This is a genomic window from Undibacterium sp. Di27W (assembly GCF_049340345.1).
Lineage (GTDB): Bacteria > Pseudomonadota > Gammaproteobacteria > Burkholderiales > Burkholderiaceae_D > Undibacterium.
This window is the reverse complement of record NZ_JBMPOS010000001.1, coordinates 866592-891584: the sequence shown is the minus strand read 5'-3', so window position 1 is coordinate 891584 and position 24993 is coordinate 866592. Positions and strand designations below refer to the sequence as shown.

At 50.3% G+C, this 24993-nt stretch carries 15 protein-coding genes; 6 read left to right on the top strand and 9 right to left on the bottom strand.

The window, feature by feature from the left end; translation table 11 throughout:
• Positions 1–41 precede the first annotated feature (41 nt).
• The 5 genes from ACO0LF_RS04025 to ACO0LF_RS04005 are packed head-to-tail and all read right to left on the bottom strand — an operon-like array spanning position 42 to position 6602.
• Positions 42–1052 carry an AraC family transcriptional regulator gene (locus tag ACO0LF_RS04025; protein WP_423012119.1) on the bottom strand — a complete coding sequence of 337 codons (1011 nt, stop codon included), beginning with the start codon at positions 1050–1052 and terminating at the stop codon, positions 42–44.
• Positions 1053–1086: 34 nt separating this feature from the next.
• Positions 1087–1782, bottom strand: a complete 696-nt coding sequence (locus ACO0LF_RS04020) for an alpha/beta fold hydrolase (RefSeq protein ID WP_423012117.1) — start codon at positions 1780–1782, stop codon at positions 1087–1089.
• Positions 1783–1820: 38 nt separating this feature from the next.
• Complete coding sequence (locus tag ACO0LF_RS04015; protein WP_423012115.1) at positions 1821–3383, bottom strand: FGGY-family carbohydrate kinase; 1563 nt, start codon at positions 3381–3383, stop codon at positions 1821–1823.
• A gap of 16 nt (positions 3384–3399) precedes the next feature.
• Positions 3400–4998 (bottom strand): glycerol-3-phosphate dehydrogenase/oxidase, encoded by a 1599-nt coding sequence (locus tag ACO0LF_RS04010; protein ID WP_423012113.1) that lies wholly within the window; start codon positions 4996–4998, stop codon positions 3400–3402.
• Positions 4995–6602 (bottom strand): FAD-binding oxidoreductase, encoded by a 1608-nt coding sequence (locus ACO0LF_RS04005; protein WP_423012111.1) that lies wholly within the window; start codon positions 6600–6602, stop codon positions 4995–4997. Before ACO0LF_RS04005 ends, ACO0LF_RS04010 begins: the two co-directional genes overlap by 4 nt.
• 111 nt (positions 6603–6713) lie before the next feature.
• Here ACO0LF_RS04005 and ACO0LF_RS04000 point away from each other — a divergent pair, with 111 nt between their 5' ends.
• The gene (locus ACO0LF_RS04000; RefSeq protein WP_423012109.1) at positions 6714–7769 is read left to right on the top strand and encodes an AraC family transcriptional regulator; all 1056 of its coding nucleotides are present in this window, start codon (positions 6714–6716) and stop codon (positions 7767–7769) included.
• Positions 7770–7975: 206 nt separating this feature from the next.
• On the opposite strand, the gene ACO0LF_RS03995 is transcribed toward ACO0LF_RS04000, so the two are convergent.
• Positions 7976–8248 carry a helix-turn-helix domain-containing protein gene (locus tag ACO0LF_RS03995; protein ID WP_423012107.1) on the bottom strand — a complete coding sequence of 91 codons (273 nt, stop codon included), beginning with the start codon at positions 8246–8248 and terminating at the stop codon, positions 7976–7978.
• Positions 8249–8466: 218 nt separating this feature from the next.
• On the opposite strand from ACO0LF_RS03995, the gene ACO0LF_RS03990 reads away from it, so the two are divergent.
• The 3 genes from ACO0LF_RS03990 to ACO0LF_RS03980 all read left to right on the top strand — a co-directional run bounded on the left by ACO0LF_RS03990 (position 8467) and on the right by ACO0LF_RS03980 (position 11328).
• Positions 8467–8763, top strand: a complete 297-nt coding sequence (locus ACO0LF_RS03990; RefSeq protein WP_423012105.1) for a hypothetical protein — start codon at positions 8467–8469, stop codon at positions 8761–8763.
• A 289-nt stretch (positions 8764–9052) separates the two neighbouring features.
• Positions 9053–9286, top strand: coding sequence for a hypothetical protein (locus ACO0LF_RS03985; RefSeq protein WP_423012103.1), 234 nt, complete (start codon positions 9053–9055; stop codon positions 9284–9286).
• Between the two features lie 398 nt (positions 9287–9684).
• Complete coding sequence (locus ACO0LF_RS03980) at positions 9685–11328, top strand: DUF4214 domain-containing protein (RefSeq protein ID WP_423012101.1); 1644 nt, start codon at positions 9685–9687, stop codon at positions 11326–11328.
• Positions 11329–11420: 92 nt separating this feature from the next.
• On the opposite strand, the gene ACO0LF_RS03975 is transcribed toward ACO0LF_RS03980, so the two are convergent.
• On the bottom strand, positions 11421–17138 hold the full coding sequence (locus ACO0LF_RS03975; RefSeq protein ID WP_423012099.1) for a hypothetical protein: 5718 nt from the start codon (positions 17136–17138) through the stop codon (positions 11421–11423).
• A gap of 205 nt (positions 17139–17343) precedes the next feature.
• Between ACO0LF_RS03975 and upp the strand changes: the two genes are divergently transcribed.
• Both upp and ACO0LF_RS03965 read left to right on the top strand, forming a co-directional pair.
• On the top strand, positions 17344–17976 hold the full coding sequence (gene upp / locus ACO0LF_RS03970) for a uracil phosphoribosyltransferase (protein WP_422952680.1): 633 nt from the start codon (positions 17344–17346) through the stop codon (positions 17974–17976).
• A 43-nt stretch (positions 17977–18019) separates the two neighbouring features.
• Entirely contained in the window at positions 18020–19186 is a 1167-nt protein-coding gene (locus tag ACO0LF_RS03965) for a pyridoxal phosphate-dependent aminotransferase (RefSeq protein WP_423012097.1), read from the top strand.
• Between the two features lie 168 nt (positions 19187–19354).
• Here the strand turns inward: ACO0LF_RS03965 and ACO0LF_RS03960 are convergent, their stop codons facing one another.
• Together ACO0LF_RS03960 and ACO0LF_RS03955 are read right to left on the bottom strand one after the other, a co-directional pair.
• Complete coding sequence (locus ACO0LF_RS03960) at positions 19355–20818, bottom strand: DUF3999 domain-containing protein (protein ID WP_423012095.1); 1464 nt, start codon at positions 20816–20818, stop codon at positions 19355–19357.
• The gene (locus ACO0LF_RS03955; protein ID WP_423012093.1) at positions 20815–24756 is read right to left on the bottom strand and encodes a DUF2339 domain-containing protein; all 3942 of its coding nucleotides are present in this window, start codon (positions 24754–24756) and stop codon (positions 20815–20817) included. The genes ACO0LF_RS03960 and ACO0LF_RS03955 overlap by 4 nt, the downstream gene beginning before the upstream one ends.
• Positions 24757–24993: the final 237 nt, after the last annotated feature.

Below are 24993 nucleotides of genomic sequence, written 5' to 3'. Positions count from 1 at the left end.
AGCTACAGTGAAATAATTTTAACCCTGGTTGTCCCTCGTTATTACAACGCTTTAACTGGTACACACAGCAAGCAAGAAAACATTCCTGTCTGTGGATCCAGAGCAGAATTCGCTGAGAATTGTTCAAAACATGGCCTGTCATCACATTGCATGCCACTGGCTGGCAGATATTCACGCATCAGCAACATCCAAGCGTCATTGATGTCAGTTGCTGGCCCCTTGAATTTTGCAACAGCATAGGCACCACCAGGCAAAGTCTTGATATTTGCCTGCGTACCAGGAGAAAAATTTTCTGGTACTGTGATACAGGCGTCATAACGACATTTATCAGCCGCAGTGACGCTGGGATCATCGTGGCCTATGCCATAACAGATTTGATCTTGCAAACCATACGCTTGCATCCAGGGCGCCACTTTATTGGCCCAGAACTTTGTAACGCCTGCACCATAAGGTCCCATATAACGTTGATAAGCAACATGCACTGCAGGTAATTGAACGATATTTACTTCCATAAGTTTCTTTCGAAATGATTGATAGGAATCATCATCTTCGCAAAGATTCTTGAGATTCATCTGATCAGGATTGCTGAGTACCTGACTCAGATTGCTGTCTTGCCTGACCCTTTTTTGATAAGCACCCGATACCTGAGCCACCCTGCGCTCATCCCTGGTTGCGCGCCATTGACTAGGAGTGCAATCAAAGCGGATTTTAAATGCACGCGCAAATGCTTCACCAGAAGCAAATCCGTAAGCCAGGGCAATATCGAGTATCGAAGCCTGCATATCACAGCACAGTCGCCAGGCGGCAGTTTCCAGACGACGCCTGCGTGCATAATCACCCAGGGTCTCGCCCATCCAGGCAGCAAATACCCGATGAAAATGAAAACGGGAAAAATGGGCTATTTCGGCCAATCGCTCCAGCTCCAATGAAGCATCCAGATGCTGGTCTATATGATCAAGAACACGATTCAGACGTCTTGCATATTCAGCCTGATAAATATGGGTATTCGGCTTGGGATTGGCTTGAGCTGGTGAGGCAGGACTAGGGTTCATGCCTTATATTATAAGCATCAGAACATGTTCTTGACTACTGCTGCTCATGACTGGCAATAAATCCCAAAATGTCCTTGATAACTGCCTCTGCTCTTGTTTGCAATAAAAAATGCGGTGCCTCGTATCGACAGATTTCCATATCAGGTATTTGGTTGTGGATTTGAGTTAGCGCAGATAAAGGTATCAGCCGGTCACGGGTGGCTTGCAGATAAAGGACAGGCACTTTGATGGCATGGAGTTTGTCCCGCACATCACAAGCAAGCACCGCACGAAGGCGTGCGTTAAGACAGCTAGCTTGCACTTGCGCCAAGGCGTTCGCCAACTGCGCGCGCAATTCCTTGCTGGAAAAACGTCCCAGGAGTAAATGGCTGAGCAGGCTTAAAGGTGGCAGCCTGCCAGGCAAATATGGCAATATATATTTGGACGCTGCCAGCAAAGGATAGGGATTGCGCGCAAAAGTCGCACAAAGTATCAACGCTTTTAAGCCTGGAGGCCGGGTTGCTGCCATAGAGATGGCAATAGGACCTGAGAATGACTCACCAATCAAGATATAGTCTTCATCAACTGGTAACTGTGCTGTAACCAGGGCCTGTAGTTCTGCATAACCCAGCGCTTGATCTGTCGGGTAGCTAAGCACTGTCAACTTGCATTTTGCATCTAGTGCTTTGCGCATGGGCTCATACAGTGTGCCTGTGCCATCCATGCCAGGCAAGAGGATCAGTGTCTTCATGCTGGTGATCATAGCAGGCCTAGCATTATCATGCAGCGTCAATGCATTTTCGGATAACCAGTAATTTGCTGTATCTCTTTATATAAAGGTTGCAGGCGAGCATACATCTTTTGATAGACGCGGTGATACAGTTCATTGTAGATCTGGTGATGATGGGTGATCGGTTCAAAGGTTTTTCCTATGCGCGTCATTTCCTTGATGGCTACATCGAAATTAGGATGCAAACCCAAGCCCACCGCCGCATCTATGGCAGCGCCAAGACCCGAGGTTTCATAGATATGTGGACGTGAAGTCGGCAAACCAAAGATATCTGCAGTCAGTTGCATGGCAGCGTCACTTTGTGAGCCGCCACCGGAAATACGCAACTCAGTAATGGCAACTCCACTGCGTTTTTCTATGCGCTCCTTACCTTCACGCAGAGCGTAAGCGAGCCCTTCCAGGATGGCACGATACATATGAGCACGCGTATGTACATCACCAAAACCAATAATAGCCCCCTTGGCTTCTGCGCCTGGCACCTTGATACCGGGCGACCAGTAAGGTTGCAACATCAAGCCCATGGAACCTGGTGGTACGGCGTTCACCAGTTCATCAAACAAAGCCTCCGGTAATACGCCCTGCTCTGCTGCTTGTAGTTTTTCATGGTGACCAAATTGTTCCTTGAACCAGTTCACCATCCAGTAACCACGGAATATCTGTACCTCAGTGCTATAGGAACCGGGTATCGCCGCCGGATAAGGTGGTATGAAGGGCGTTACTTCCAGATATTTTTTGCTGGTGGTATTAATCGTGGCCGTCGTGCCATAACTGAGGCAGCCTATGTTAGGCTGCTGGCAGCCCGCCCCTATCACTTCGCAAGCTTTATCCGCCGCCGCAGCCAGCAAAGGTGTGCCTGCCAATATGCCGGTCGCTGCCTCAGCCGCCTGGTTGATGTGGCCCATCACTGTGCCTGGCGACACCAGTTCCGGCAAGGATTCTGCTTTTACCGCCAAAGCCTGCCATTTCCAGTCCAGCTTGCCTGCCCATTTCAAACCCTTGTAATCAAAGGGCAGATAACCAACTTGCGAACCTATGGAATCAATAAAATTGCCGCACAGGCGGTAATTCAGATAGCCAGACAACATTAGGTATTTATCTGTCTTCTCCCAGATATCGGGTTGATGTGCCTTGATCCAGTTAGCTTCTGCCTCACCACGGAAAAAATTGATGGTACTGGCAACGCCTGCCAGTTTGAAGGCGGCCATCCATAGTGCGTTGACGGGTGGGACTATGTCGGTACGCCTTTGATCCAGCCAGGTGATGGCTGGACGCAAAGGCTGGCCCTCCTTATCCAGGTTAATCATGGTGCCACGTTGCGTGGTCACGGCCACACCATGTACTGTAGCTGGTGAAATCCCATGTTCATTCCATAAACGCTGGCAGGCTGTACACACTGCCTGCCAGTAATCTTCAGGATGATGTTCAGCCCAGCCAGGATGATCTGAGAAATAAGCTTGCAGATGGACCTGGGATTTGGCGACGATATTGCCACGCAAATCAAACAGGATAGCCCGCACGCTTTGGGTGCCATTGTCTATGGAGAGAATATATTGTTTGGACATGTATTATTTCTCGTGATTATTCAGGCTGGTGTTGGGACGATGGCAAAGCATAATACCTGTTCCACAATTGCAGATAACTTGCCTGTTCATTTTCCCAACGCTCGTCGGTCCATTGTAATTCAGGCTGGCAGATTGCCCTGATACGTGGCAACAAAGCCAGTCCACCCCGGCGCGACAACAAGCCCAGGCGGGTACGACGTAACAACAAGTCTTCCAGGTGTTCGACCGCTTCGCTACGCGCTGCCCAGCGTAATTCTACCCACATGGTCAATGTCCCCGGTATGGTATCCAACTCCCCGGCTTGGGCTATCTTGACTATTTCAGCAGCAGACTCGCCATAATGACCTTGCAACCGGGATTTTTGTGTCTGATTGAGTTGATACTCTTGCGACAAATCTGCAGGCTGAGCAAACAGTTTGCTCACTTTATGATCAGGCTGATGATCAGGGAATAAATGGCTGATGTGTTTCAAGGCATCTTGCGCTATCAGTCTGAAAGTCGTTAACTTACCGCCAGTAACTGTCAGCAAGCCTTTTTCCAGCCATATGGCATGATCACGCCCCTCCTTGGATGGATCAGCCTTGCCAGTATCGATCACAGGCCTGATACCTGCATAACTGGCAATGACGTCTTCCTGCCTGAGTTGCAATTGCGGGAATTGAAAATCCATGGCTTCCATCAAATAAGCAACTTCTTCTACAGTGATCGCTACCTCTTTTTGCATGTCGGCACCATGATCAACATCGGTGGTCCCAACCAGGCTGACGCCTTCCCAGGGATAGACAAATACCGGGCGACCATCGCGTGGATGCATGAGGCTGACTGCCTGCGCCACTGGCAGGCGCCAGCCTGGAAATAGCAAGTGGCTGCCACGCAAGGGGCGCAATCTTGCGCTCGCCCCCTGTTGCTGACGCAAGCCATCTGCCCAGGCACCTGTTGCATTGATGATGACTTTTGCCTTGACCTGATAGCTTTGCTCATTCAGTGCATCTTGCAAAACCACAGCACTGGCCTGTCCATCTTCATAGTTGAGCTTTGTTACGGCAAGATAATTCAGTGCGGTCGCACCAGCTCCACGTGCTTCTTGTAAAACCCTGAGCACCAGACGTGCATCGTCAGTCTTGGCATCCAGATAGCATGAACCACCTTTCAAATCAGCCGCAGGTATATGCGGTGCCAGCATCTGGAAATCCTGCGCCGAAAAATAATGCTTGCCACGCAAACCAGCCAGAAAATCATAGATGATCAAACCCACTGCAAACAGCCAGCGCCCAGGCTTACGCCCTTGATAATCGGCAAAGGCAAAACTCTGCGGTTCCACCAGGCCCTCGGCAGACTGCATCAATTGCTGCCTTTCGCGTACAGAATCCCGGGTCAGGAAAAATTTACCTTCCTTGATATAACGCAAGCCACCATGCACAAGTTTGGATGAGCGACTCGATGTACCCCAGGCGAAATCCTTTTGTTCAACCAGCAAAACCTTGAGTCCACGCCTGGCAGCTTCCAGTAAAATCCCTGCGCCAGTGATGCCACCGCCGATCACGATGATATCCCATGTTTGCTTATTCTCAGCAAGCATGCTCAGCAAGTCAGCACGTGAGCTGGGCCACTTCATAGCTTATCTTCCGCAGGTAATAATTTACCTGGATTCATGATGCCTTGCGGATCAAAGTGCCTGAACAGGTGGCGTATGCTGGATATCCCCAGGCTGCCTTTTTCCGCTTGCAGGTAAGGTGCATGATCGCTACCCACGCCATGCTGGTGACTGATCGTGCCGCCATTGGCAACAATGGCAGCCGACACGGCAGACTTGAGCTTACGCCAGCGTGCATGGTCTTGTTCATAATTGCCAGTCAGGCGATATACAAAGGTGGAGTAGACGCTGGCGCCTTGCCCATATAAATGAGACAAATGCGTATAAGCATGCACCTGCTCATTCTCATTATCCATGGCAACCTTGCCTGCCTCTTCCATACCCAGCATCATGGTCTTAACCCTGGGCCAGTCACAGGCAGTCTCTACTGTGTCTATTGCATAACCTTGCTGCCAGGCGCTATTGCGCAGATAGACATTCCTGAAACGCCCTTGCTTCCATTTCTCACCCATCGTCTTGCCTACGCTTACACCTTTATAGTGGCCAGAGATTTTCAGTGCAGACCTGATGGCATGACGTACCTGGGATTTTTCACCACTTGCACCTATCAGTAACAGGCATTTACCCTCATCACAATCGCGCAAACGCAGATAGGATTCCAGCAAGCCTATCAATTTCTTGTGGCCCGCCAATGCCAGGCTGGTCAGGGTTTCAGTTGCATTTGACAGCCGCAACATCGATAAACCGAGTTTGGCCTGGGCGATAGCCCTCACCGCAGTTTGCGCAGCATCCCAATCCGGGAAAAACACCGCATGGAATTCTTCACATGCGGGCAAAGGCGTAATGCGTACGGTGACTTCAGTCAGTATCCCCATGCGCCCCTCTGAACCCAGCAAGATCTCGCGCAAGTCTGGCCCTGCAGCGGATGCCGGGAAGGTTTGTATATCCAGGCGCCCGGCCGGTGTCTCTATCCTGGCACCGGCCAGTAATTGTTCTATCCTGCCATAACGTAGAGACTGTTGACCGGACGAACGCGTGACCACCCAGCCCCCCAAAGTCGAATACTCAAAGGATTGCGGGAAATGCCCCAGCGTATAGCCGTGGGCACGCAATTGTGCTTCCAGATCGGGACCGAAGACACCTGCACCAAAAGTTGCCAGTTGCGCCTCTTTATCCAGATTCAGCAATTGCGACATGCGTGACATGTCTACTGACAAGACCGGTCGCGCACTCTCAGTGACCGCCAGGTGCCCGACCACGCTGGTACCACCACCATACGGTATCAAGGCTACATCGTGTAGCGCGGCATAATCCAGCAAGCCTCGCACATCCTCAGCGCTTTCAGGGTAAGCCACGCCATCAGGAAAGTGACTGATCTTGCCAAAACGCATTTTCAGCCAGTCTGGCAGACTCTGGCCCAGGCTATGTCTGACACGCCCCAGGGCAGCCGTGTCTATCAAGTCATTTGCTGGCAAACGACTGACTGGCACCTGCCTGCATACCTGATCCAGTTCTGCATCAGTTGGCGGCAAGCCCTGCCCTATACGTGTTTGCAAAAACGCCAAAGCATCTGCATTGATCGCATAAGTAATACTGTCATCACCCCAACCATTCCAACGTCGCATTTTTTCTATCCCTGAATTAAGCTCAAACTTGTATACTCACCAATTGACTTACAGCTTAATCAAGTGTCATCTCCAGGTATTGCGCTTTCATGACAAGGTTCTTGTTTTAATATGCCAAATTCACATACTGCTTCAGTCGCAGGCGGCCGCAACGCTGGACGGGTAGCTGCAGCCTACCTGCAACCCTTGCTTGAACTGGTGAATGAGCGTGGCGTGAATTTACATACGCTGGCAGCCAGAGCAGGTATGGCTGATGATGCACTGAGCATGCGACAAGAAAGCATAGCCGCGACCGACTATGTACATTTGCTTGATGCTGGCGCAGAGCTCAGCCATGACCCGCAGTTTGGTTTGCATGTAGGCGAAAGGGTTAAACTTGGCACCTATAATGTGTATGGCATGATACTCATGAGTTGCCGGGACTTTGAACAGGCTTTCCAGCAAACCATGCGCTATGAAGTCCTGGCCCATGATCTCGGGCGCTCGGCCCTGGTCGTCGATAATGAGATCACAGAATATCAATGGCATAGCCAGTTCCCACAAGCGAACAGGCACCTGGTGGAAAGCGTGTTCGCAGGCATACGCGTTTTTGGAAACTGGTTTGCTGGCACCACCTTGCCCGATGCGCCGGTTTATTTCAGGCATGCTGCGCCAGATGATTTACGCGAACATCATCGTTTGTTTGGCAAGGAAGTCCATTTTGACGCAAAGCTCAACTGTGCCCGTTTTCCGACTGCTTTGCTGAGTTGGCCCGTGCCCAATGCCGATGTCAGTATGTACCCGGTTTTGCAGCATCATGCTGAGCAATTACTCAAGCAAAAACAGCGGGCACAACAAGATGGTGGTATCGTCGCCCAGGTCCGGGCAGCTATCTGCAATACTTTAGCGCAAGACCAGGCAAGATTGCCCCTGATCGCGCAAGAGTTATTATTGAGCCAGCGCACCCTGCAGCGTAAATTGAGCGAAGCAGGCATCAGCTTCCAGCAAATTCTGGACCAAACCAGAAAAGACATGGCCACTGATTATTTACAGCAAACTGGCTTCAGTCTGGCAGACATTGCTTTCCTGCTTGGATATCAGGAGCAAAGTGCATTCAATCACGCCTTCAAGGAATGGACAGGTGTGAGCCCAGGCGCATATAGAGAAAAACATCTATCTCAAAAATAAATAAAAAAATGCGGGACCGTATACACGGTTCCGCATTTTTTATCATTCTGGACGGTGGCCAGCTCGCTTATATGCGAACCAAGCACACCTCACTACCGTCATACATATCGGTTGTATGTACAGCAGCTAGAGACACTATAACGCAAAATTGTGACGGCTGCATGAACAGTTATTTGAGATGCATCAAGCCTGTAAGACAAACATTTTCACGCGGGTGTATCGGCCTCAGCTTCAGTGACAGGAATACTTTCAAAGCGAAACAGGTCTTGCACAGAACAGTTAAACAACTCGGCAAAGGCTTCGATAAATTCAACCTTCCAGTGCTCGGCCTTATTATCGACAATGCGCAACAATTGAGAATGCGATACCGTCACACGTCTGGCGATTAGCAGGCGGTGCAAGGCAGAAACCGAACGTATCTTGTTTTCAACCATCAACTCACGGATTCTGAGTTCGGCTTTTATTTTATGTCCGGACATGGGGAAATTAATATTACTAGGTTGGTAATGGCGATGAGTGAACATCAGGCAACGGCTGCGATGATACAGGATATAAGCAATTTTTGCGGTCGCCGCATAAAAACAACATCAAATATTGAATTTTCTTCACGCCATGCTGGATTTTTTTGAAAAGCTGTGGCAAGATCAATTCATAGATTTTGGCAAGACTTATAAACATTTTTAATTTAGGACGATACGTGAAAACTACCTGGCTCCCACAACTGCAACAAGACATGTGCTTAACCGCACAGGGCTTGCTGTCAGCATTGTCGGCCAAGGCAGTGGCGGGATTGAACTATGTTGATGCCAGAACAAACCTGGCAAAGGCATCTGTCACAACATACAAACGTGTAGATAGAACCAGCATTATTCGTACAGTCGTCAAGCATGTGAGCACACGTAACGAGCAGTCCAACCCAGTTAATTTTACGTTTAATCCTAATCCGTATCACCGCATCCGAAGGCCAGCCCTTCAGGTAGCAGGAGCAAGTTAAAACAGCTCCTCCCCACCTCAAGCTGAAAAGCCCGGATGCCCTAAAAAGCTCCGGGCTTTTTGTTTGATTTTTTGTTTTATTGTCTGCTGCTTTTATAAATAATAAGCACAGACCCAGCAGTGAAACCCGCGCAAGCGGTCGTGGCCAGCATTAAGGCCACGGAAACACCAGTATAAGCCGTACACAATATTAATTCGATTCAACTTGTTCAGGCTCATCCAAGTCAGGGCAAGCAAAATTCAGGGGGATTCCCCAGCTATTTTTTTAATTTCAAGGAAGGGAGGTAAACATGTTTGCTGTATTCTGGATAGAGATCCACAAGCAAATAAAAATGTCTCATTGCAGGGAATTTGATACTGGCGACATGATTGCCGCCCTCAAATTTGCTGATGATCTGAGACAAAGACAAGCCACAGGAGAATATATACGTCACATCAGCATGTCGTCAGAAAATACCAATTCTGTCGGCATTCCAAGTGCGGCTATAGATTACCACTGGGCTGAGCACAAGATTGCTGCTTGATCCTGTCAATATTTTCGTCATTACCCATGATAAAAGACATGCTGAGACCTGGGCTTGCCCAGGTCTTTTCTATTAAGGTGATGCATTAGCAAAAATTGTTTTACTCCTGAATGCATCCAGGTTTATCAATAGGCATATGTAAAAACTGCCTGCACCTACTTCTCGTCAATACTTCGGCAACTCCTGCCGCACGCTAGCTGCTAAATTAGTGATACCAAGTCCGACGAAGCCCCGATCTGATAATGACTTTATTACTGGCAAAATTCATTAACAAAAAAGAATTTATTAGTAAATTTTTTCCCAATATTTTTTGATTTACCATCTCACTCAGATGCAATTTAGACAGCATCTTACGTAGACAAATCCAGCCATTACGGCCAATCATATCAGGGTAAAAAATGTTTGAAAAAATCAATACCAGGAAATTAGCCTCAATTTACGCGAGAAAAAAATATCATAAAACCATACTGGCAACGGCAATTGCTGGCATGACGGCATTTGCCAGCCTGGCACATGCTGACACCCCAGCATATTGGGGAGGTGCCTTTGGAGATACCAAGATCAGTGCCATGGCAGGATCATCATTGCTGACGCTGAAAACTTGCGGCTACGACGCAGGCGCGATTTGCTCCCTGATGTGGAAGGGAAAAGAATTCATCAACGACAGCGATCATGGCCGCCAGCTGCAATCCGCATTGAGTTTTGATGGCAAGGGTGAAGCCTATAATCCGACGGAAGCCGGGGCTGACTTTGAAGGTAATAGCAGGACAGATGTACAAGTTAGCAGCAGTGTTTTGCTCAACATTGCAGCCAAAGGCAATGTGCTGGAAACCACCACCCGCATGGCTTTTTGGCATCACCCTTTATATAACAATGCCTTTGACTGGATGTCGCACAAAAAGGTTTCGAATCATCTTCTGAGCAAACGAGTGACTTTAGGTGCATTTGGTTTGTCCAATGTCATTCAATATGAAAACACCTTTGTCCTGGCAAGTAATGAAGCACATACGCTAGGTCAGTTTGAAGTCTTGACTGCTTATATGCCCAAAACAGACTTCAGTCAATTCTGGAGCCTGGATGTCAAAGCTGGCGAAACAACTTTGCGAGCACTGACTGATGGTAATGCAGAACAAAACAAGCCTATCGTTTTTTCATCTGCGGATGGGAACTATGCCATGGGAATCTATTCTCCAGACCTCCCGCAAGACGTCAAGGCACATCCGGATTATCAAGCGGCAGGCTATGGCCGCTGGCGCTATGCCAGTGGAGATTCTGTCAAATGGAATAATGTGTTTCGTTACGATAATCCGGTCGGCAACTACAGCTTCATTTCCTATGTCATCGTCGGTAGCCGCGAAGAGGTCAGAAGCACCATGCTACAACTGGCCAGTCTCGCCAAACCTATGAATGAATATGGCATTTTCAATGCGGTAAAGAGCAATTATGCTATCAGTAAAACAGCCAGCGGCTATGCAGTAAGCAGCAATAGCGACGGCAAGATTTTTAATTTTGATGCGAACCAAACCGCTCGTATCAAATTCACGGATGCTACCCTTGCTTTTGACCTCAATGGCACTGCTGGCAAGATTTATAGACTCATCAATGGCGCATTCAATCGTGTGCCTGATGCAGGTGGGACAGGATTCTGGATCAAACAAAGCGAAGACGGTGCAACGCTGGAAGCAATTGCAGCGCAGTTAATCTCTAGCACAGAGTTTAAAAAATACGGTAGTAATCTCGACGACACTCAATTTATCAAACTACTGTATTCAAATGTTTTGCGTAGAACTGGATCAACTGGCGATATAAATTTTTGGGTCGATACCTTAAAAAAAAGGCAGTCTCGTGAAAAACTGCTGACTACCTTTACCGAAAGTCCCGAAAATATCGCCAGAGTCGCTCCGGAAATTGCCAATGGCATTAGTTATAAAGCTTATTTCCCAAGCTTTTCTGGCTTCAGTGCAGTTTCGCCAGCTCAAAAACTGGTTTCCACGCCAGTGCCAAACATCCTGGTCTCGCCTTTCTCAAGCACAACACACTAAATCTTGTGCCATAGCTATGGCATATTCATAAAAAAAATCCGCGCAATTTTGCGCGGATTCAGTTCACTTGATATCAAAAACAAGCCAGCGGTTTAACGACTACTCGCCAAGGCCAATTGCATCGCAGTCTTACTACCCTCTTCTGCCTGAGCCGGTGTAGTTGCAACTGGCGCAGTCAATTCGTAGCTCATATGCAAACCAGTATCCACTTTTTGCACTGGCATTACTTGCTCCAGCGCTGCTGTTTTTTGCGTTACAGTGCGGGAGGCAGCAGTACCGTTCAAATTAAAACCGCTGAAACCAGCGAAACCTGCAATACCAGCACACAACAATAAACCAGCAATGACAGATGGGCGCAGGCGGAAGCGTTTTTGCACTTCATCTTGCTGAACTGCCGCATCATAAGCCACAGAAATTGGTGCCGCCGCCAGCATTTGCTCAACCTGTTGACGCCATTCTTCTGAAGTTTGCCTATTGCTGAGCAATTTTGTGATCAAGGCTTGTGCCAATTGCTCTGCTTCCTGATGTTCAGCTTCCAGCGTTTGTTTTGCCATTTCTGCTTCAGCTTGCAATTCTTGTTGCTGTTGCTCTATGACTAGCCTGTTTTGTTCCTGCCATTCCCTGGCTGATGCCAGGGCTTGCTCTATGAATGCCTGGGCAGCAGCCTGTTGCTCAGCACGTTGTTGCAACATGGCTTGCAGTTCTGCTTCATCAGCAGCTTGTTTTTCCAGCTGCGCCTGCAAGGCTTTTTCGTCTGCGATACGTTTTGCTGCTACATCTGCCAATGCCTGTTGTTTTTGCTGAGTTTGCGTTTCAACAGCGATCAATTGTTGTTGCAGTTCGACTTGCAGTGCTGCTTCGAGGGACAATTGCTCTTCGAGTTTGGCTTGCAGAGTACTTTGCTCTTCCATGCGTTTGGCGATAGCTGCATTGAGCGCCTGCTCTTTCTCCAGTCTTTGTGCTGCAGCCGCTTCCAGTTTGGATGCCAGCTCAGCTTGCAGTACTGTCTCTACTGCCAGGGCTTGTTGAGCTTGTGCCAGCAAGTTATTCTCTTTCTCTGCACGTGCTGCAAAGCTGGCGGCCAAAGCCTGCTCTTGTTCCAGTCTTTGTGTTTCAGCGACTTGCAGTTTCAATGCAAATTCGGCTTTCAATTCTGCTTCTGCAGCCAAGGCTTGCTCGGCGTGGGCCAGCAGTGTGTTTTCTTCTTCAACACGTGCGGCTATGGCTGTAGCCAGAGCTTGTTCTCTTTCCAGTCTTTGCGCTTCCAGGGTTTCAAGCTGGCTTTCTTCCAGCAATTTGGCGCGCAATTCTGGCAGTGCTTGTTCATCGGCAGCGATTTGCAGCGCTGTGGCTTCCGCAATCTCACGCTCCAGCGCCAGCTTTTCCTGTTCCAGCGCATTAGCGATCAGCAGTTGTTCTGCGCGTTGCTTGCTTTGTTCTGCCAGTTCTGCTTCCAGACGTACGCGTTCTTCTGTCGCCGTAATAACCAGGCGCTCTGCCTCCATCTTTTCTTCTATGAGGCGCAAGGCATCTTGCGTCATTTGCAGGCTATCGATCTCCATCTGCTTTTGCTGCTGGATGGTGATGATCTCGCGTTGTGCCAGCTCTGCACGTTGTTGCTCGGCTTGTTGCAGGATAAACAATTCTTCAGCACGAGTCTGAGCAGCTTCAGTGGCTTGTTGCTCGGATATTGCCAGTGCATGGGCCAGTTCAGTTGCTTCTTTTTCGCTTTGCAATCTGGCCTGTATGGCGACATTGGCATCTTGCTCTGCATTAGCGCGAATTTCGCACAGGCTCAGGTATTCTTGCTCAGCCAGTTTGCGTTGTTCTGCTTCTTGCGCTGCTTTTTGTTCGACCGCCAATTTTTGCTGTACCAGGCTCAGTGCTTCAAGTTCAGTGGAAGCGCGCTGGTTTTCAGTCATGGTCAGAGCTTCTGCTTCGCGCAATCTTGTTTCTGTTGCTTCTGCTGCCAGACGCTTTGCTTCTGCATGTTCCGCAGAACGTGCCAGCAATGCCTGTTCAGCATTGGCCAGACGCAAGGTAGCTTCCAGTGCCTCTTGCTCTTTATAGGCACGTACACTTGCAGCTTCCGCAAATTCACGTTCTATGGACAACTTGGCTTGCAGGGTGATTTCTGCGGATTCTTCTTGTTCCAGCTTGGTTTTCAGCTCAGCACTGATTTGTTGTTCAACAGCGATTTTTTCCTGGCTGGCACGGCTCAACTCCAGCAACAAGGCAGTTTTTTCTTCCAGTGCGACGGCGGCCTGGCGTTTGATCAGTGCTTCCTGAGCTGCTTGTGCCAGCCATTGCTTTTCGGTTTCGTTGAATTTTTCTGCCAGTTCACGTGCTTGTGCTTCAGCAGCCTGGCGCTCAGTGATCAATTTATGTTGCGCTTGTTCAGCCACCAGACGCGCTTCTGCTTCTGCGGTAGCTGCCAACTCTGCCTGTTGTTTGGCTGTCAGGCTGTTCAGTACGGCTTGCTCAGCAGCGACACGTTGCTGTTGTGCAGCCAGCAATTCTTGCTCTTGTTGCAGACGTTGTGCCAGCAACTCTGCCATAAGGCTTTGTGCATCAGCATGGGCAGCCAGTTCCTGGAACAGGGCTTTTTCTGACGCCAGTGTTGCTTCAGTTGCGGCGAGGATGATTTTTTCTGCGCGGGCGCGCGCTTCAGCAAACTGTTGCGCTTCGGTTTCGCTGGACAAACGGCTTTGCACGTCTTCATGCGCTTCTTGTTCAGCCAGCAATTTGGCTGTCGTGGTATCCACCAAAGCCTGATCATCTGCCAAGCGTTGTTGCAAGACAGCGTCAAGCTCAGCAACTTTTTTGTTTTTTTCGACCACCAGCTCATGCGCTTTATGCTGACTGGCAGCATAGGCTTGCGCCTGGATTTGCAATGCTTGTTCAGCTTGCAGTTTGGCGGCTGTCAGCTCACTAGCTTCTTGCTCTGCCCTGGCCCTGACGGCTGCGGCCTGTGCATGTTGCTGCTCTGCTTTTGCCCTGGCCGTAGCAGCTTCAGTCGCAATTTTTTCTGCAGCCAGTTTTTCGGCAATTGCTTTTGCTTCCAGCTCAGCCGCTTCAGCTTTTTGTTTTTCCAGTCTGGCTTGTTCTTCCAGTGCCTGGGCTGCCTGTTGCTGCGACTTTGCTTTTCCTTGTTCCAGCTGAGCCAACTGGCTTGCAGCTTTTACCCGGGCTGCTGCAGCTGTGGCTGCTTGCTGTTCAGCCTTGGCTTGCTGATTGTTTTGTTCCAGCAGTTTTTTTTCTTCCGCTACTTTGCTTTCCATGGCAACACGCAAAGCTTGCTCAGATTGCAGGCGAGCCAGATGCTGGTCGCGTTGTTCTTGCTCTACTACTGCCTTGGCTTGCAATTCTACGGTCAGGCGTTTTTCTGCTTCCAGTTTTTGCTGGACCAGGCTCAAGGCTCTTTGTTCAGACTCTGCACGCAAGCGCAAAGTTTTACCCAACTCCTCAGCCTCAACAGCCTTGGTTTGTGCCAAGACTGCAGATTGTTTTTGCAGATCGGCATGCTCCTGCATTTTTTGCAGACGTGCTTGTTCTGCGGCGATCATGGCCTGGCGCGCTGCACGGGTTTCTACTTCTTGCTGCTGACGTGCATTCAAAACACTCGTGTGTTCACGGTCAGCATGGGCGCGAGCGATAACTTGCTCAGCGGCTTGTTTTTCTGCTTCCAGTTTTTCTTGTGCAGCTCTGGCAGCTTGCTTTTCTGCTTCCAGATGCATTTGTTCTGCGCGCGCCATTTCTGTGGCTTGATGGCTAATCAGCAAAGCGACCTTGGCTGCCTTGCATTGCGCATCTTTTTGCAGCTCGGTTTGTTCCAGAGTCGTTTTTTCTGCATCGAGTGTAGCTTCCAGTGCCAGTCTTTCTTCGCGTTCAGCTTGTTCCCTGGCTGCGGCAATTGCCTTGGATTCTTCTTCGGCACGCAGCCTGGCTTCAGCTTCTTGCTGGGCGGCTTGTTCGAATTGCAGTTTCTCCTGAGTTGCCTTCAGCACTTGTTGCACTGCATTGGCACGGCGACGTTCTGCCTGTAGTTTTTCTTCCTGAAGTTCCATCGCTTTCACCTCATCATTAGTGCGTTGCTGTTGGACGCGCAGAAGTTCGCTGGCATCTTGATTTTTCCTGGCAGCGGCTGCGGCCATTTTTTGCTGCAATTCCACCTGCTCCATGGTTTTTTCCAGACTCAGTTTTTCTGCCACACATTCAGATTCCTGCGCTACACGACGTGCATGTTCCGCCTGTTCATGCATGCGCAAAAGTTCTGCATGGGATAGATCTGCTTTGGCCAAAGCCTCAGCTTCTTCTGTCATTTTGCGTTCAGCGGTCAATTTTTCTTGCAAGGCAGCGGCAGCTTTTTGCTCTGCAGCGACGCGCATTTTTTCAGCTACCATCAATTCCTGGGCTTTTTTGGCTTTGTCGGCGGCTGCCAGATTGGCGCGTTTCAATAACTCAGCCTGAAAAGCGCTGGCGCTCAGGGCTTGTTGTTCAGAATCGGCTTTTTCGCGGGCATCTTGTACAGCCTGCTTTTCGATTTCTACACGTTCTTTGGCCAATGTGGCAGCACGGTGTTCTTCGATGACGCGTTGACGAGCATTGTCAGCAGCTTCTTGCTCGGCGAGACGGCGTTGACGGGCTTCTTCTGCCAAAGCGGCTTCTGCGCCCTGCCTTGCCCGGGCTTGCATATCGGCTTGCTGCTCGTTTTCTATGCGCGTCATGGCGGTGGATTGCAGTTCGCGCTCTGCGCGGATGCGGGACTCAGTCACCATGCGGATTTTGTCTTCTGCTTCGCGACGGGCCTGGGCTGTTGCGGCAGCTATTTTTTCGGCCTGTTCGCGTTTATTGGCAGCGATGCGCAAGTCTTCTTCTGACTGCATGCGCAATTGTATGGCTTCTGCTGCCTTTCTTTCAGACTCCATCCTGGCCTGGGCGATTGCCTCTTGACCTTGCTCCAGGGCGACGCGTGCCAGTGCATCTTCACGGGCGCGCAATTCTGCCGGGGCGCGGTTGATGGCATATTCCAGTGCCATGGCTTCGGCCTGGTCACGTTCTTTGCTGATTTGCAGGGATTCACTGCGGACTTTGGCCAGCATTTCTGCGGTTTCACGGGCTTCGCGGTCGCGTTTTTCGCGTTCGCGGGCCAGTTCCGTGATACGGGCATCGGCACGGGCGCGTTCTTCTGCCTGCTGGCGTGCAGATTGTGATGCGGCAAAACGTTCTGCTGCCCAGCTGCGGGCATTGGCAGTTTGCGTTGCCAGTTTTTCTGCTTCTGCATGGGCTTGCGATGCCAGTTCTGACTCTGCCTTGAACTGGTGCTCGGCGTTTTCTATGGCTTGTTGTTCGAGTTTGGCGCGTTGTTCTGATTGTTCACGGGCCCGTGACTCTATCAGTGTGCGCTCTTGCAAATTTCTGGTTTCTTCAGCAGTGGCAGCAATTCTGGCTTCGCTGGCAGCACGGGACTGGCGCTCTGCCATCAATTTTGCCTGCGTACCGGCGACGGCTTCTTGTTCCAGTGCCAGTTTGCGCTGAGCCAGTTCGGCGGATTCTGCTTCTGCCTGCGCCCTGGTTTCTGCCAGCGCCCTGGCTTGTGACTCCGCTTTCAACCGGGTTTCGGCTGCTACTGTGGCTCTGGCTTCAGCCTCTACCCGCGCAATGGCTTCACGAATACCTTTCACATCGATGCGGGTATTGGACTCAATTGCCTGTTCTGGTGGCAAATAATTGTCCTTGCGGTCGCCATGGCGATCGAGGGAGTAATCTCCCAAAGATAATTTATTTAACAACGCCTGATTGCTGTCCATTTATGCACTCCTGATCTGATAGTCGTTCACCGTCATCGCGGGCCCTGCCATGCCGGAACTTCTTATATTGAATTATCAATCAAGAAAAAATTGACAATGGCTGGAGCAGAAGTGGAAAAACACCTCAATTCCTGATTTATCCGTTTCCCTTAATGCTTGCTGGGACGTAAAATAGCGGTCAACTCAACATTGCCGGAGAATTACCTTGAACGAACTCGTTACCGAAATCAGACACCCGCTGGTGCAACACAAGCTGACACTGATGCGCAGCAAAGACACACCGACGGATAATTTCCGCCGCCTGCTGCGTGAAATCAGCCAGATGCTGGCCTATGAAGTCACCCGTGACCTGCCGATTGAACTGGTCAAGATCGAAACACCGATCACTACCATAGATGCACCAACCATCAGCGGCAAGAAGCTGTGCGTGATCTCGGTCTTGCGCGCCGGCAATGGCATTCTGGATGGCATGCTGGATTTGCTGCCAAACGCACGCGTAGGCCATATCGGCCTGTACCGTGACCCGGAAACCCTGGAACCAGTCGAGTATTACTTCAAAGTGCCAGAAGATATCGCTGACCGCCTGGTGATCGTGGTTGACCCTATGCTGGCAACTGGCAACTCAGCCGCTGCAGCAATCACCCGCCTGAAGCTGCGTGGCGCCACGACGATCAAATTCGTTTGCCTGCTGGCCGCCCCTGAAGGCATCAAGGTCATGAATGCTGCCCATCCTGATGTGCCTGTCATCACAGCCTCTATTGATGACCACCTCAATGAACACGGTTATATCGTGCCTGGCCTGGGCGATGCCGGTGACCGTTTGTTTGGTACTAAATAATCGCTTTATATTAATAGTTTATAGTTTTTGAAGAGTTTCACTGATGACGACCACTGCCCGCTTCGTACCTGAGTCTAAATTACCCGAAGTGGGCACCACCATCTTTTCAGTGATGTCTGCCCTCGCAGCAGAGAAAAAAGCGGTCAATCTTGGTCAGGGCTTCCCTGACTTTAGCTGCGACCCTGCTCTGCCTGCCCTCGTGGCGCAAGCCATGACGGATAATTACAATCAATATCCGCCCATGCCAGGCATGCCGCAATTGCGCGAGCAAATAGCCGCCAAGATCAAAAGTATCTATGGCCATGCTTATGATGTAAATACTGAAATTACCGTCACAGCTGGCGCGACCCAGGGCATATTGACGATCTTGCTGGCCTGCGTACACACTGGTGATGAAGTCATAGTCATTGAACCCGCGTATGACAGCTATGTATCGAGTATCAAGCTGGCAGGCGCTGTGCCGGTATTTGTCAGCATGGAACTGGGTGCAAATGGCTATACCATCCCCTGGGAAAAGGTAAAAGCCAGCATCACGGGCAAAACCCGTTTGCTGATGCTGAATTCACCGCATAACCCTACCGGATCGGTATTGAATGTGGATGACATCGCCGCTCTGAGCGATATCGTGCGTGACACCAAGGTCTTGATTGCCTCTGACGAAGTGTATGAACACATGGTGTTTGATGGTGGTCGCCATGAATCGCTATCGCGTTACCCTGAACTGGCCGAGCGCAGCTTCATCATTTCCAGCTTTGGCAAGACGTATCATGTGACTGGCTGGAAGGTGGGCTATGTGACCGCACCGGCGGCACTGATGGCAGAATTCCGCAAGGTCCATCAATACAATGTTTTTACCGTCAATACACCTATGCAAGTGGGGTTGGCGCAGTATATGGGCAAGCCTGCTCCGTATCTGGAGCTATCTGACTTTTATCAAAAGAAACGCGACCTGTTCAGAGCTGGCCTGGTCAATTCTCGCTTACGCTTGTTGCCATGTGCGGGGACTTATTTCCAGTCTGTTGATTATTCAGCAGTTTCCGACAAGACAGAGCTGGAATTTGCCCGTTGGCTGACGACAGAAATTGGTGTTGCAGCGATTCCCGTATCCGCGTTTTATCAGCAGGGCAAAGAATCTGGCATCGTGCGTTTTTGCTTTGCCAAGCAGGATGCCACCCTGCAAGACGCCTTACAGCGCCTGCAGAGCATTTAATTCCCTTCAAAAGACCTGAAACATTAAGGACGTGTTTGCGATCTGTAGCGAGCGAGCGTCAGCGGGAGTGAAGAGCAGCGCAAAAAGCGGAATGTACTCTAGTACATGAGCATTTTGAGCAGCACTTGAGCCCCGATCACGCTTGCGCTTAAGATCGCAAACAGGTTCTCAGGTCTTTGCCTTATCTTCTGACATACTCTTCAACAGGGACCACACCATCCCGCCCAACAATAACAAACCAACTCCCAATGCTGCCCATAGCCAGGGTTTATGCTCTTTGCTTGATGTTTTCTCAACGACAGTTTTGATTGCCGCCTGTGGAGCGACATAGTCGGCAATTTCCACACTGGCAATATCTGCTTGCACAGGCTTACTCAGGTCCATTTTGGGGATGAGGTTTGTCAGTGACAGTGCGGCACCTTCCTTATTTTCGACTCCCCATTCCAGTTGATACGGCGGTTTGCCTCGTGCCAGAAATACCAGCCTGCGCGGTAAGCTGGCGATCTGTATCTCTGGCAAAGTCTTACCCAGCTTGCTGAACGGACTATCGGTTTGCAAGCGCAAAGTCTTATAGCTGGCACCATCCATGAGCATATCAGGTGATTTCACTTCGCCATTCTGCAGATTGATTTTGTAAACCAAGCTGTCATTCAACCAGACTTGTTGATCTACCACCTGCACTTCAGCATTACGTTTCTGATTCCTTAAGACATGCAGAGGATATAGCGGACTATGTCTGTGATGATAGGAGGATACCGGTGTCATTGTTGTAGTCACCTGTGCCAGCACCGTAATATGCAGCAAGGTATTAGGTTCGCTCACCAGCAAACGCAGGCTGTCTATAGGCGTGTTATCAGGAATACTGTAATCGCAGTAGTTTGCAGCACAAGCCTTCACAGGAATAGGTTTGCTCCATTGCAAAACCGGTGGTGTGTAGACTTCTTGTTGGCTATCGATGCTGACATTGTCCAGCCAGGGTGCATCTGCAGGATTTGTCCAGCGCAGGCGTAAATACTGGGCGCTGACATGCTGCAACCTGATGGCGAGATTCTGCAACATGGAACCCTGGTGACGCAATTGCACCAGTTGTTCGCTGCCTAGTGATTGCCAGTTTTTGAGGTCATTACTACTTTCCAGCGTGAAGTTAAACATGCCATCTGCCTGCTCGGCGATGCCAAACCTGGCTTGTAATAACTTGCCCTTGATCTTGCTGACATCAATAATCCAGCCAGGCACAGGATTTTGCCTGGTAATTTTTACTTGCGACAAAGCGCTTAGTGAGCCATCGGCATTTTGCCGGAAACTGCTGAAGCTGCTGCTTTGTATGTCTTTTATAGGAAAAGCACTGACTGTATTACTCTCCAGCTTGGCTGTTGCCACTTCCGTATCGGTCCAGGCAAACGACAAGAGATCGCCCTCAGCATTGCGCACACGCACATCATGCAAATCAGGATGCAGGCTGCCAGGATAAATACTGGTTGGTATATCCAGTTGAAAATACGGGCCCGCTCCTGTACTGGTAATGACCGCATGTTTCAACTGTGGTGTAATCGTCTGTGCCACGACCACAGTAGAGACGAAGGCACAAGCAGCCAGCAGGGACAGTTTCATTCTCAGCTTGTTGATATTCATGATGCCGTCCCTTGATCTGATGCTTCACTACCCTCTGCCAATGTCGCCTGCGGCTCTTTTGGCTTGACAGGTACCGGCGCAAAATAGCCAACCACCAGCAACAAGATACCAACACCGATGAAAGAGACAATACGGTATAGGCCGCCACGATCAGCAAGTTCTATCAGGAACAGTTTCAACACCACGACACCCAGTAAAGCTGCACCCGCTATCCAGATGCTGCGCGACATGCGACGGTTACCAAACAACATGACGGCCACGCCGCAAATTGCCCACGTAATAGAAACCGCAGCCTGACTCAGGCGTGAAGCAAACAAGGCATCCGCATCCCATGGCACACCAGCAAAATGATGGCAACTACGCAAAACCATGCCTGTCAATAAAGCCAGGGCTGTAGCGGCTGCCAATGCGGTGGCGGCATGTCTGGCGTTCGTTTTGAGTGTTGCCATAGGCAAAGCACGCCACCAATGTAATAAGGATGCCAAGACCAGCCATTGCCCCAATTCCAGGGGGTTAAGCAAAGGCAGATAAGGCAAAGGGCTGGCGTCACCCGCACTGAAGGCATTGGTCAGCCAGCACCATGCCAGCAAATACAGGGCAACGGGTGTACAAGCCTGTTCTATATAAGCTTTACGATAAGAGTTCAGCGGCCATCTGCCAGCCAAAGGTTTAGCACCGATGAACCAGAACACCAGCGCAGGAACCAGCACCCAACCCAGCAATGGCCAGCTTGACCAGGTGTCAGCCAGAGGTGCAAGACGTGCCTGCCCTTCACGTGCAGCCAGTAACAGGAAGAACCAGAAATCCGTGATATGCGTCAGGCTCAAGAGTCGCGGCCAGGCAGCCATCCAGTTCTGCTGCTTTTTCAATATCTGCAAATGCCAGGCCAATGCCAAAGGCCAGGCCAGCCAACCCAGGTTTGCCGATGGCAAATGAGAACTCTCCGCACCGGCCATACCTATCATGCCTGCAAACACCAATAGAGGCAAAGTGGCGATGGTGGCAAAACCCATTTGTGGCCATTTGCGCCAGCTTGCCAGTGCCGCCATCAGCGCTGTACTAAGCAGACTAATTACAATAGCAACAGTGGAAGAATATTCACGATAATCTGTACGCACCAGAGTGTCCAGGCTCTCAGAGAACCATGCACTCAACCACCATACCAGCCCCCAAACAACAGGCAGGCCCAAAGCGAGCTTGTTATTGCACCAGGGATTGAGCCAGACAGATGGTAATTTATGCTCAGGCGCGTCTGCATTGGCTCCATTGGCCGCATTTGCGCCATTGCCAAAACCACTTAAATCCAGCAAGACAGTGCGCATTCTGCTCGCTTCGGCACGAATAAAATCCGCACTGAGCCATGCAGACACAGCCAGCGACAAAGGTACAAAAAAGCCCAGATGCGCAAAACCTGTACCCTGATACTTACCCGGCTCAGTCAAACACAAACCAGCCGCAATGATTTGCATAAACACAGAAAAACCTGCCAAAGCAGTATGCGACATACGCAAACCTACCCACAGCAAGAGGCAGGAAGTGAATGGCCAGATCAAGGATGCCTGTGTCAGGTTAATGGCAAACAACATGGCCAGGTGCAGCAGCGCGCTACCGCTGATGATGGCCAGTTGGTTCCAGATAGACCAGGCTGGAGGTAAAGCCTGGGCTTGCGCCGCCCGTTTGGTCGCCACCATGGAGCGCCCTGCGCTGAACAATATGCTTCCAGCGATGATCAAGGCAGCCAGTCCGCCTTTCCAGCCATCTTCCAGTGCTGCATTGCCATTGGCAGCAACATGTAGTGTCAACATGAAGGAAGCCAGTGCGCCCACCTGCAAAGTGGCAGAGATGTATTCAAAAGCCTTCAAAACATAGCGACGGGCTATGGCTGATACCAGCAAGGCCATCACAGCCATGGCCGCCGCAGCAAACTGCGGAACCAGTAACATCCAGGGCAACAAAGTCAGTGAAGCTGTCCCCAACCAAGGCAAGGCTGCATTTGGCATGGCCTCCCAACTGGCTATATTCTCAGGCTTGGCCTTTCTATGCAGATTCCAGACAGCGAAACAGCTGATTGCCAGCAAGACTGGCCCCAGCAAGCCACCTTGCAACAATGGTCCACTGGCTTCGGGATTGATGTAGATGCCGTGCAAGAGTTTGTAAGCCGCACCCACCATGACAACATAAGCAAAAGCGCGTGCATAAGGACGTTGCTGGCGTATGCCCAGCCAGTACATGCCTGCGCCTTCTATGGCCCAGGCCGCACCTGTCCAGGCACCTTCCAGCCCCAGGGGAATTGCCAGCGTGGCAAAGATGGCGGCCACGATAACGTAAGCCTCTGCCAGTAAAGCAAGGCCTTGTTTAGCCTTGGAAAATACTACTTTTGCCAGTAACAAATAAAAGAAACCAACCGCCAGGGCAGAAAAGGCCGCGCCGAATTCTGTATGTTTGACCAGCATGTATTGCATGCCAAAGGCGGTAATGGGATTACCAAATACCAGGGCACTATCGACACGCCCTACACGCTTCAGGCTGGCCAAAGGTCCTTCCTGAGCTTCAGCCTCTTTCAAGGTACGGCGGGCAAACAACAAGCCTATTAAGGCGAACAAGACAAAGAAGAAAATCAGGAAGGGCTGGACTATACCGTATTGGCTATCCGTATAGTTGCGCTCCGCCCAGCCCAAAGCCAGGGTGAAAGTCCCGACAAACCCGATCAGATTCAAGACACGCCAGGCATTGAACCAGGCCACGACAAAAATACCGATGTCCAGCACGGCCATATAGGTGAATAAACCCATAGGACGGTTTTCACCTGTAGAAATCAATACTGGTGTCAAAAAGCCTTCAATGGCAGCCACAATCGCCAGTATTGGTGCGTTTTGCAAGACAGCCAGTATGGCACTCAACACTGATACCAGCAGCATAAAACCAAAGCCAGCTTCGGGTGAAATCAGGGCATGCAATTTCATGGCCGATAGCGTGGTCAGGTAAAACACGCCTATCGCCATACCTTGCAATATCAGCGCATAGTCCCTGCGCTTGTTACGCAAGAACCAGCCCAGACTCAATAACACGACACCGGATAAAGCCACGCCTGCATAACGCAATTCAACCGGGACAGTGACCCGCTCAGCGGTATAGCGCAACAAGAAAGCCAAGCCCAGGAACAAAATCAAGACACCCACTTTGACCAGCGCATTGCCACCAAAGATGAGTTTGGCTAAAGGTGCTGGCAGGCTTTCTCTGAGTGTTTTGGGCGGTGGCGGCGGAGTTTTGATTGCCGCTGGCTTCAGCGCGGCCGGAGTTGGTGTACTTGTCGTAGTGCCACCGAAGTCTATGTCAGTAATAGTGATTGGGGCTGCAGTTGAAGAAGCAGCTTGTTTTGCATTGTCATCCGCAAATAAGACCAGATCTTCCTGTGGGCTCATCTCCAAATCCAGGTCTTCCAGACTGGTTTTAGACTGCGCCGGGAATGGCGTGGAATCTGTCTGTGTACCAAACTCTATACTTGGCGGTGTGTTTGCTGGAATGTCTGGCGCAACTACGTTCAATATCGCATCGACGCGCTGTATTGTGGCAAGCGCTATTTCCGGCTCAGGAATCGCTTTTTCTGCTGGTGCTGGTTCACTTGCAGGCGCCACGACGGCGGCACTGCTAACACTGTTAACGACCATGCCACCCGCTTTAAGCTCTGCCATTTCGCGTTCCAGCGTTTGCAGGCGGTGTTCCAGCTTATGTATTTTCTGGCGCATTTCCGCCATTCCATCATCTGGCTTACTTTGCAACGTCTGTTGTGCGGGTACATCCGCTGCCACATTCGCCTTGTTTGCGCGGGCAATCATGTGGGCTACAAAACCACCCACCAAGCTGAAAAAAAACATGGCCGCACCTGAACCAGTCGCCACACCCAGGATAAAGCCTATGACTGCCCCAACAAACCACATATAAATTTCCTTGTTCACAGTATGCCAATGAGACTAACGACAGACTGTAAGGAAATTTCCAAAGACTTGCAATACTTATATCGCAGTCAGCATGGAGGAATAGTTACTAAATTACATGCACAAATTCTTGTGAATTGCATGATAAAACACATCTGCAAATCAATGCGCGATTGAGCAAAGGGGACTTGTGAGGCAGATGGCTGCTTAGACCGCGCAAACTGCAACTGGAGATAGCCA

Bases quoted from the DNA above. Each gene is read 5' to 3' on its own strand.
- ACO0LF_RS04025 (WP_423012119.1), bottom strand. From the start codon at position 1,052: ATGAACCCTAGTCCTGCCTCACCAGCTCAAGCCAATCCCAAGCCGAAT.
- ACO0LF_RS04020 (WP_423012117.1), bottom strand. From the start codon at position 1,782: ATGAAGACACTGATCCTCTTGCCTGGCATGGATGGCACAGGCACACTG.
- ACO0LF_RS04015 (WP_423012115.1), bottom strand. From the start codon at position 3,383: ATGTCCAAACAATATATTCTCTCCATAGACAATGGCACCCAAAGCGTG.
- ACO0LF_RS04010 (WP_423012113.1), bottom strand. From the start codon at position 4,998: ATGAAGTGGCCCAGCTCACGTGCTGACTTGCTGAGCATGCTTGCTGAG.
- ACO0LF_RS04005 (WP_423012111.1), bottom strand. From the start codon at position 6,602: ATGCGACGTTGGAATGGTTGGGGTGATGACAGTATTACTTATGCGATC.
- ACO0LF_RS04000 (WP_423012109.1), top strand. From the start codon at position 6,714: ATGCCAAATTCACATACTGCTTCAGTCGCAGGCGGCCGCAACGCTGGA.
- ACO0LF_RS03995 (WP_423012107.1), bottom strand. From the start codon at position 8,248: ATGTCCGGACATAAAATAAAAGCCGAACTCAGAATCCGTGAGTTGATG.
- ACO0LF_RS03985 (WP_423012103.1), top strand. From the start codon at position 9,053: ATGTTTGCTGTATTCTGGATAGAGATCCACAAGCAAATAAAAATGTCT.
- ACO0LF_RS03980 (WP_423012101.1), top strand. From the start codon at position 9,685: ATGTTTGAAAAAATCAATACCAGGAAATTAGCCTCAATTTACGCGAGA.
- ACO0LF_RS03975 (WP_423012099.1), bottom strand. From the start codon at position 17,138: ATGGACAGCAATCAGGCGTTGTTAAATAAATTATCTTTGGGAGATTAC.
- ACO0LF_RS03965 (WP_423012097.1), top strand. From the start codon at position 18,020: ATGACGACCACTGCCCGCTTCGTACCTGAGTCTAAATTACCCGAAGTG.
- ACO0LF_RS03960 (WP_423012095.1), bottom strand. From the start codon at position 20,818: ATGAATATCAACAAGCTGAGAATGAAACTGTCCCTGCTGGCTGCTTGT.
- ACO0LF_RS03955 (WP_423012093.1), bottom strand. From the start codon at position 24,756: ATGTGGTTTGTTGGGGCAGTCATAGGCTTTATCCTGGGTGTGGCGACT.